This is a genomic window from Pseudomonas sp. NPDC090592 (genome assembly GCF_044769185.1).
In the GTDB taxonomy this organism is placed as follows: Bacteria; Pseudomonadota; Gammaproteobacteria; order Pseudomonadales; family Pseudomonadaceae; genus Aquipseudomonas.
The window spans coordinates 65,442-72,309 of sequence record NZ_JBIVXJ010000033.1 but is presented as its reverse complement, the minus strand read 5'-3'; the positions used below and the strand labels follow the sequence as shown (position 1 = coordinate 72,309).

Sequence of the window (6,868 nt, the reverse complement as noted above, 5' to 3'; positions counted from 1 at the left end):
CCTGAATCTGTTCAATGAAGTGACCGCATTCATCTGGCAGGAAGGCGACATGCTCGACCACGGCGAGTACGACACCTGGCTGAAGCTGTGGACCGCGAAAGGGACCTACATCATCCCGATCAACCCGAAGGAAACCGACTTCGAGAACACCCTCAACTACGCCTACGACGACCACCACATGCGCGGCCTGCGCGTGCAGCGGCTGATCGGTGGCGAGTCGATTTCCACCAGCCCGCAGCCACGCACCGTGCGCACCATTTCGCGCATCCGCGTGCTCGGTGACGACGGCGTCAATGTCACCGTGCGCGCCGCGCAGAACATCCGCGAGTTCCGCAAGGAAAGCCTCAAGCATTACAGCGCCGACCTGACCTACACCCTGGTGCGCGCCGAAGGCGGCTTCAGGATCCACCGCAAGGTGATCAGCCTGATCAACAGCGACGATACCCTCGCCGGTATCGGTTACATCCTCTGAAGGAGATGGTCATGAACCAAGTCGCATTGGTAACAGGCGCCGGGCAGGGCCTAGGCCAGCGTTTCTGCGCTCAGCTACTGGCCGCAGGCTTCGACGTGGTGGTCTCCGACCGCGACCTGGCGCTGGCCGCAAGCGCCGCCCGGGAGCTGCAGGGGCTTGGCGGCCGCACGCTGGCGGTAAAGCTGGACGTGGGTTCGAAAACCGATTTCGAGCAGGCGTTGGTACAGGTGCTTGAGCATTTCGGTGCCCTGCACGTGGTTGTCAACAACGCGGCGGTGACCAAAACCACGCCACTGATGCAGATCACGCCGGAGGAGTTCGACGCGGTGGTTGGTCTGAACCTGCGCAGCGTGTTTCTGGGCTGCCAGGTGCTTGGCGCACACATGGCCCAGGCCGGCTACGGGCGGATCATCAACATGGCTTCGCTGGCGGGGCAGAACGGTGGTACCGCCACCGGCGCTCATTACGCCGCAAGCAAGGGCGCGATCGTCACCCTGACCAAGATCTTCGCCAAAGAGTTTGCAAGCCGAGGTGTCACTGTCAATGCCATTGCGCCAGGGCCGATCGATTCGCCCGCGGTGCGGGCGGCGGTCCCGGCTGAGCGCATGGAGGGGCTGCTGGCCAATATCCCGGTACAGCGGCTGGGCGACGCCGATTTCCTCGGCCAACTGATCGTGCAACTGGCGCGGCCTGAAGCCTACTTCACCACCGGGGCGACCTGGGACGTGAACGGCGGGCTGTTCATGCGTTGATTTTTCCGGGGGCGCCTGGTCGCCCTCGCTGTACTACGGGACACCGCCATGAATGAAGAACTGTTGAATGTAGTCGTGCGCAAGCGCGAAATCCAAGGGGCCGATGTCGTCGTCCTGGATCTGGGGCGTGCCGACGGCGCGGCGCTGCCGGCCTTCGAGGCGGGCGCGCATGTGGATATCCATGTCGCCCCCGATCTGGTGCGCCAGTACTCGCTGTGCAGCGATCCGTCCGATCCTTCGGTGTATCGCCTGGGTGTGCTCAAAGACCCGGCCTCGCGCGGTGGCTCGATAGGCGTGCATGAGGTCATGCTGGAAGGGCGCGAATTGCAGATCAGCACTCCGCGCAACCTGTTCCCGCTGGCCGCTGACGCCAAGCGTACGATTTTGTTGGGTGGTGGTATCGGCATCACGCCGATGATCGCCATGGCGTTTTCCCTGCATCAGCAGGGCGCCGATTTCGAGTTGCATTACTGTGGCCGTTCGCGCACCCACAGTGCCTTCCTCGATGAGCTGGCCAGTGCCCCCTTCAGCGCACGGGTGGTCACCCACTTCGACGATGAAGATCCGGCTCAGCGCCTTGATCTGGCTGCGGTACTGGGCAGCGGTAGCGCCGGGACTCACATGTATACCTGTGGGCCAGCAGGCTTCATGGATTGGGTCATTGGCGGTGCGCGCCAACAAGGTTATGCCGAAGACCATATCCACAAGGAATATTTCCAGGTGGAGGTGGACGCCAGTGGTGGCGGGTTCGAGGTGGTCGCTGCACGTAGTAACAAGACGGTTCAGGTTGCCGAAGGGCAGACCATTCTCGATGCCCTGGCCAAAGTCGGGATCAAGATCGAGATTTCCTGCGAGCAGGGCGTTTGCGGCACCTGCATGTGCGAAGTGCTCGAGGGTGAGCCCGATCACCGTGATGTGTACCTGACAGACGAAGAAAAGGCCGCCAACGACCAGATTCTGGTGTGTTGCTCGCGCGCCAGGTCCAACAAGCTCGTGCTGGATATTTGAGGAGAACGACCATGGTAGACGTAACCCAATTTCGCAATGCAATGGCGATGCTCGGTGGCGCCGTGTCGGTCATCACCACCGATGGTCCTGCCGGGCGTTTCGGATTCACCGCTTCTGCGGTGTGCAGTGTCACCGATTCGCCACCCACCTTGCTGGTATGCATGAACCGATCCTCGTTCTCCAACGAACAGTTCAAAGCCAACAAGGCGTTGTGCGTGAACGTTCTGGCCGGCACCCACCAGGAACTGTCGGGTGCGTTCGCCAACCGTAACCTGAACATGGACGAACGCTTCGCCACCACGCACTGGACCGTGCTCGAGAGCGGGGCGCCGGTGATGCAGGAGGCCCTGGTCAATTTCGATTGCCGTATCGCGCAGGTTCATGAAGTGGGTTCACACAGTATTTTCTACTGCGAGATCCAGGACATTCGCCATGGCTGCGCCGACGACGGGCTGGTCTATTTCAACCGTGCCTATCATCGACTCGGAGATGCTTCCAAGGCGTGCTGATACCGTAAACACTTACCTCTTCGCCCAGTTGCTCGCTGGGCATTTTTTCCGCGAGAGGGTCGGAGCCACTAGAACGTTTCGAGATTGTGGAATACCACTTCGAGCATCTGGTTCAAGCGCTGGACCTGAGCTTGCGTGAGGCCTTTGAAGCTGCGCTGGAACAGCTCTCGAGTCACGTCCTGCATACGCTCGATCATATGCAGCCCCTGCTCGGTGATCTGCACCTGAGTGACGCGACCGTCCTCTGGGCTAGGGGCAGTCTCGACCAGACCGTCGTCTTTCATGCGGTAGACGATCTTGGTCGTGGTCGAAAGCTTGGCAATAGCGTGAGTGGAAATTTCCGAAATGCTTGACTGACCATTCTCATTGAGGATCCAGAGCACGCGCCACCGGGGTACGTCCAGATCGACCTTCTTGAGCAGTCGTTCCATGTTCTGCGTGTAGCGCCCGTGAACACGGGCGAGCCAGTAAAACGGGAAATCTTCCTTGCGAAATTCATCGCTGGCGGGATCGTGGTGAGCGTGGCCTTTTAGTTTCGAGTTACTCATGGGTTCACTACTTGTGCGGAAATAGTCGCGCCATCATAGCCGGTTCAGTGAATTTGGCTATCTTCCGGCGCCTTGTGCAGCGGGTTCAGGCAAGTGGAGAGAATAGCAATTTAGTGGAATGTTCAGTTGACATTTCATGTGAACAATAATTATGTCATCCGTTGGATTTATCCGACACTCATTCATGAACAGGGCGGCTAAGCATGACAATTATCGTGGAAACCCTTGATCTTGGTGGCAGTGGCCCGAGGGTCGCAGTCAAGGACACTATCGACGTCGCCGGGACCGCAACCCGCGCCTCGAGCAAATCACTTGAACAGGCTCCCCTGGCCTCGCAGCATGCCGATGTTGTCGCCAACCTGCTTGCAGCAGGTGCCCGCTTGACGGCCAAGGTGAGCCTTCATGAGTTGGCATTCGGGACCACGGGCATCAACCACTACACCGGCACCGCCATGAACCCCAATTACCCAGGGCGGATTCCTGGCGGATCTTCCAGCGGGTCGGCTGCAGCGGTTGCCGCGGGCCTGGCTGATTTCAGCCTCGGCACCGACACCGGAGGCTCGGTGCGTATTCCGGCCTGTTGCTGCGGGGTGTTTGGTTTCAAGCCAACCTTCGGCCGGGTCAGTCGTAAAGGCGTGATGCCCAGCCGTACCAGCCTCGACTGCGTAGGGCCCTTCGCCGCAAGTTTGCCGATGCTCGTACGCGCCATGTCCATGATCGACCCCTCGTTCGTCGCAGCTCAAGTTCCACGTGAAGCCAAGGTGGGTGTGCTTCGGGTAACGGCTGAAGCGGCTATCCAGAAGGTCGTTCATGGCGCACTCACTGCCAGTGGCTTGAGCCTGGGCAACGTCGAATTCAAGCACTTCGGTGCCGCCTACGATGCTGGCATGGTGGTCATTAATCGTGAAACCTTCGATGCCTGTGGCCATCTTCTGGCAACCGGCAATGTCGGCGCAGACATCGCCGGGCGGCTGGCTGCCGCGGGGCAAACGACCGACACGGCGCTGGCCGAGGCAGAGGAGGTGCGTCAGCGCTTCACTGAAGAAGTGGATCTGGCGCTGACCAGATTCGATGTCCTGGCGCTGCCGACCATGCCGGATTTCCCACTGCGTATCGAGGACGCAAGCGACACACGTGCTGTGCTCGGCATGACATCGCTGGTGAGGCCTTTCAACCTGTCTGGCCACCCGGCATTGTCCATTCCACTGGGCAGTGAGTCGGGGCTGCCGGTCGGGCTGCAGCTTGTTGGTGCCAAAGGTGCCGATGAGAAACTGCTTGCTGTTGCCGAGCGCTTGCTGCAGAACATCCACGGCGCCAAGCCCAATTGATCCAAACCTGGGGCTGGTAGTAGCCAGCCCCACACGCAATAGCTGAACTGACTGCGGGAGCTTGTCCATGACCGAGATTGCCGAACTGCGCGAGCGCTTGCGCAGCTTTGAAAGCCAGCAAGCCATCCGGGTTTGCATCAACCGCTACATGACCTTGTGCGATGCGCTGGATGCCACTACGCCGCTGGATGAGTTGGCACTTCTGTTCACCCGTAACGCCGTGTGGGAAGGGAAGGGTGCCAAGTATGCGTCGAGCTTCGGCGGCTACCGGGGGCGGGAGGCGATCAGGTCGATGTTCGCCACCTACATGAAGACACCAGCGCACTTCGCCCTGAACGTGCACTTCCTGACCAGCGAGGTCATCGAGGTGGATGGCGAACACGGGCAGGCAACCTGGGTGATGCTCCAGACCAGCACGTTCAGTGACGGTGCCTCCCATCTCAATGCCGCACGCCTGAATGTGCGCTTCGAGCTGGAGGACCAGCAGTGGCGCATTGCGCACTTTGAGACCGAGAACCTGTTCAGCCGCCCGGTCACGGCCTGGAACAGCGATGCGGCGCTGCCTGTGCCCGACAATGGCTAGGCAGTGCTGAAGGCTGGTTGGCACAACGGTACAAACCGTTGACAGAGATGAACAAGTGCCGCAGCGAATGGCCGGGTAACCTCGGCTGATCCTTTGCGTGACGTGATTCATTTCTTGCCTACAGGTGGTTCCATGAGCGATATCCAGCTTCTCCCCAGCGTCCAGCGCTTTCTCGACAACACGCCCGGCAGCTTCGTTGACGGGCGCTATGTCAGCGAGTCGAACGCAGAGCAGATCGACGTGGTCGATCCCTCCACTGCATCTGTGCTGACGCGCGTTGCGCAAGCGAGCGAAGCGCTGGTCGATGAGGCCGTGGCGGCGGCGAAAAAAGCATTTCATGGCACTTGGGCAAACACCTCGCCCTACCTGCGCGGTGTAGCCCTGAATCGTCTGGCCGATCTGATAGAGGCCAATGCCGAGGAGCTGGCCCAGCTCGAATCGCTCAGCTCCGGCAAGTCGATCCACCTCACTCGTCAGCTCGAAGTGCCGCAAAGCGTGGTGTTTCTGCGCTATTTCGCTGGTTGGGCCACCAAGATCCATGGACAGACCATGACTCCGTCGCTGCCGTCGTTCCAGGGCGAGCAGTACGCTGCGTTCACCCGTCGCGAAGCGGTAGGCGTGGTTGCCGGCATCACGCCGTGGAACTTCTCGTTGATGATCGGGATCTGGAAGATCGCCTCGGCGCTGACCTGTGGCTGCACCATCGTGGTCAAGCCCAGCGAGTTCACGCCACTGTCGCTGCTGCGCATCGCAGAACTGGCCGTCGAGGCCGGGGTTCCGACGGGCGCGCTGAACATCGTCAACGGGCGCGGTGACATCGGCCAGCAACTGATCAACCACAAGGATGTGGGCAAGGTGTCGTTCACCGGCTCCGTGCCGACCGGTATCGCAGTGGGCAAGGCGGCGCTCAACGCCAACCTGACCCGTGTCACCCTGGAGCTGGGCGGCAAGAACCCGGCGGCGTTCCTTGCCGATATCGATGTCGATGCAGCGGTCGAGGGTATCCTGCAGACCGCGTATGTTCACCAGGGCCAGGTCTGCGCTGCGCCAGAACGTCTCTATATCCATCGCAGCAAGGTAGACGCGATCTGCGCCAAGCTGGCAGAGCGTCTCGGCACCTTGAAAGTAGGCGGGGCCATGGACGAGTCGGCGCAGTTCGGCCCGCTTGCCAACAAGGCGCACTACGACAAGATTCTCGCGTTCCTTGCTCGCGCCAATGAACGCCAGCAAGTGATCTGCGGCGGCCAGCCGGTTTCACGAGCTGGCTACTTCGTTCAACCCACGTTGATCAAGGCCGAAGGTGAACACGACCCGTTCCTTCAGGAAGAAACGTTCGGCCCGATCGTGACCGTGCTGCCCTTCGATGATGAGGACGAACTGGTGCGCATGATGAACGATTCGCCCTTTGGCCTGGGTGCGAGCGTCTGGACCAACGACCTGTCCAAAGCGATGCGCCTGGTGCCGCGTATCGAGGCCGGAACCGTGTGGATCAACATGCATACCTTCCTGGACCCGGCTGTACCGTTCGGCGGTGTGAAGAGCTCAGGTGTGGGGCGCGAGTTTGGCAGTGCATTCATTGACGATTACACCGAGCTTAAATCAGTGATGATGCGTTTCTGATGGTGCATATCGGCAGGCAATGCTTTGCACTGGATAAACGCTGCGGGT

8 protein-coding genes are annotated in these 6,868 nt (G+C 60.4%); 7 read left to right on the top strand and 1 reads right to left on the bottom strand.

The genetic code is table 11. From position 1 onward, the window contains the following. Nucleotide 1: 1 nt before the first annotated feature. Genes ACIQUI_RS23925 through ACIQUI_RS23910 form a run of 4 tightly spaced genes read left to right on the top strand, consistent with a single transcriptional unit; the run spans nt 2 to nt 2,741 of the window. The gene (locus ACIQUI_RS23925) at nt 2–472 is read left to right on the top strand and encodes an aromatic-ring-hydroxylating dioxygenase subunit beta (protein ID WP_403203154.1); all 471 of its coding nucleotides are present in this window, start codon (nt 2–4) and stop codon (nt 470–472) included. Between the two features lie 11 nt (nt 473–483). Next, nucleotides 484–1,224 (top strand): SDR family NAD(P)-dependent oxidoreductase, encoded by a 741-nt coding sequence (locus ACIQUI_RS23920; protein ID WP_403203153.1) that lies wholly within the window; start codon nt 484–486, stop codon nt 1,222–1,224. A 48-nt stretch (nt 1,225–1,272) separates the two neighbouring features. Then, nucleotides 1,273–2,232 (top strand): PDR/VanB family oxidoreductase, encoded by a 960-nt coding sequence (locus ACIQUI_RS23915; RefSeq protein WP_403203152.1) that lies wholly within the window; start codon nt 1,273–1,275, stop codon nt 2,230–2,232. Between the two features lie 11 nt (nt 2,233–2,243). Beyond that, nucleotides 2,244–2,741 carry a flavin reductase gene (locus ACIQUI_RS23910; protein WP_403203151.1) on the top strand — a complete coding sequence of 166 codons (498 nt, stop codon included), beginning with the start codon at nt 2,244–2,246 and terminating at the stop codon, nt 2,739–2,741. Nucleotides 2,742–2,809: 68 nt separating this feature from the next. Here ACIQUI_RS23910 and ACIQUI_RS23905 read toward each other — a convergent pair whose 3' ends face one another. Beyond that, on the bottom strand, nt 2,810–3,289 hold the full coding sequence (locus ACIQUI_RS23905; protein WP_403203150.1) for a MarR family winged helix-turn-helix transcriptional regulator: 480 nt from the start codon (nt 3,287–3,289) through the stop codon (nt 2,810–2,812). Nucleotides 3,290–3,492: 203 nt separating this feature from the next. On the opposite strand from ACIQUI_RS23905, the gene ACIQUI_RS23900 reads away from it, so the two are divergent. The 3 genes from ACIQUI_RS23900 to ACIQUI_RS23890 all read left to right on the top strand — a co-directional run bounded on the left by ACIQUI_RS23900 (nt 3,493) and on the right by ACIQUI_RS23890 (nt 6,820). Beyond that, a complete protein-coding gene (locus ACIQUI_RS23900) occupies nt 3,493–4,617 on the top strand; it encodes an amidase family protein (RefSeq protein WP_391136078.1) in 1,125 nt (374 codons plus the stop codon). Nucleotides 4,618–4,684: 67 nt separating this feature from the next. Then, a complete protein-coding gene (locus ACIQUI_RS23895; protein ID WP_403203149.1) occupies nt 4,685–5,200 on the top strand; it encodes a nuclear transport factor 2 family protein in 516 nt (171 codons plus the stop codon). A 132-nt stretch (nt 5,201–5,332) separates the two neighbouring features. Beyond that, a complete protein-coding gene (locus ACIQUI_RS23890) occupies nt 5,333–6,820 on the top strand; it encodes an aldehyde dehydrogenase family protein (RefSeq protein ID WP_403203148.1) in 1,488 nt (495 codons plus the stop codon). Nucleotides 6,821–6,868 lie beyond the last annotated feature (48 nt).

Bases quoted from the DNA above. Each gene is read 5' to 3' on its own strand.
- ACIQUI_RS23895 (WP_403203149.1), top strand. From the start codon at position 4,685: ATGACCGAGATTGCCGAACTGCGCGAGCGCTTGCGCAGCTTTGAAAGC.
- ACIQUI_RS23915 (WP_403203152.1), top strand. From the start codon at position 1,273: ATGAATGAAGAACTGTTGAATGTAGTCGTGCGCAAGCGCGAAATCCAA.
- ACIQUI_RS23890 (WP_403203148.1), top strand. From the start codon at position 5,333: ATGAGCGATATCCAGCTTCTCCCCAGCGTCCAGCGCTTTCTCGACAAC.
- ACIQUI_RS23910 (WP_403203151.1), top strand. From the start codon at position 2,244: ATGGTAGACGTAACCCAATTTCGCAATGCAATGGCGATGCTCGGTGGC.
- ACIQUI_RS23920 (WP_403203153.1), top strand. From the start codon at position 484: ATGAACCAAGTCGCATTGGTAACAGGCGCCGGGCAGGGCCTAGGCCAG.
- ACIQUI_RS23900 (WP_391136078.1), top strand. From the start codon at position 3,493: ATGACAATTATCGTGGAAACCCTTGATCTTGGTGGCAGTGGCCCGAGG.
- ACIQUI_RS23905 (WP_403203150.1), bottom strand. From the start codon at position 3,289: ATGAGTAACTCGAAACTAAAAGGCCACGCTCACCACGATCCCGCCAGC.